Origin of the sequence: Arhodomonas sp. AD133, from assembly GCF_051195215.1 — a bacterium.
Taxonomy (GTDB): domain Bacteria; phylum Pseudomonadota; class Gammaproteobacteria; order Nitrococcales; family Nitrococcaceae; genus Arhodomonas.
In genome coordinates, this window is sequence record NZ_JBNAZM010000154.1 from 1 (window position 1) to 1122 (window position 1122).

A 1122-nucleotide genomic window follows, 5' to 3' on the forward strand; every position below is an offset into this window, starting at 1 on the left:
CTCACGCTGGCTGGGCCCTAGATGTTGTGGTGTAGGGTGAAGCCGGCAGATGGCTGAGCTTGCCGCCAATGAGATAGGTGATGGTGATGAGGTTGCGCGTGGTTCGGTAGCCGCGCGCCCGGGCCTTGGCGGCTTGGATGAGCCCGTTGGTGGCCTCGACGGCGCCGTTGTGCAGGCGCGATTCGAAGGCGTTGAGGATGCCTTCCCAGTGGGCCTTGATCGTCAGCGCCAGGCGCTTGAACGGCTTGAGCCGGCAGCGCCGCGCCCAGCTATACCAGCGCTTGAGCTCGGCCTCGGCGATCTCGCGTGGCGGTGCCTGGGCGTAGAGTTCGCGCAGCGCGTCCTTGAGCCGCCAGGCGCGTGCGGTCTTCAGCTGGGTGCGCGAGAGCGCGTGGAAGTCCTGGAGCTGGCGATAAGTCCAGCGCCCGGCGTCCTTCAGCCACACCCAGCGAGTGTGTTTGAGGATTGGCTGCTCGCGAACCTCGCCGCGGCGGACTTCGTCGACGGCGACGTTGGCGAGTTGGATGACGTGGAAGCGATCAAAGGTGATCGCCGCCACCGGCAGGTGCTTGCCCACCCCGGCGATGTAGGCCTTCGACATGTCTATACAGGCCGCGGTGACGGCCTCGGGCTCCCCGCCGTGGGCCCGCAGGTCCTCGGCGAAGCGCGCCACGGTGTGTTGATCACGCCCCGGGCAGGCATAGAGCACGCGCCGGGCCTCGAGGTCATGGAAGACGCTGATGTAGTGGTGACCGCGCCGGGCGGCGGTTTCGTCGATCCCCACCGCGGCGACCTCGCTGAAGTTCTCCTGCGCGCGGGCGGCGTCGATGTAGTGATGCAGGATGCGCCACAGTGCGTCATCGCCCACGCCGAGGTGGCAAGCCACCGCCTGCACCGGCATCTGCGCACACAGCGTCACCACCATCGCCTCAAAGAGCTCGGTGAAGCCGCTACCCGGCCGCGCCCAGGGCACCGCCACCTGCGTGGTCTTGGTGCAGCCGCCACAGCGCACTCGTGGCACCGAGGCATGGATATAGGCGCGGTGCTCGAAGAAGTGCAGGTGCTGCCAGCTACGCCGGCGGCTGTCGTGGACCGGCTGATCCGCCGCCCCGCAGGCCGGGC

General features: G+C 68.3%; 1 protein-coding gene. It reads right to left on the bottom strand.

The features are described 5' to 3' along the window. Nucleotide 1: 1 nt before the first annotated feature. The coding region (locus ACPEES_RS23485; protein ID WP_435106950.1) for an ISL3 family transposase at nt 2-1122 on the bottom strand (1121 nt) is incomplete at its 5' end.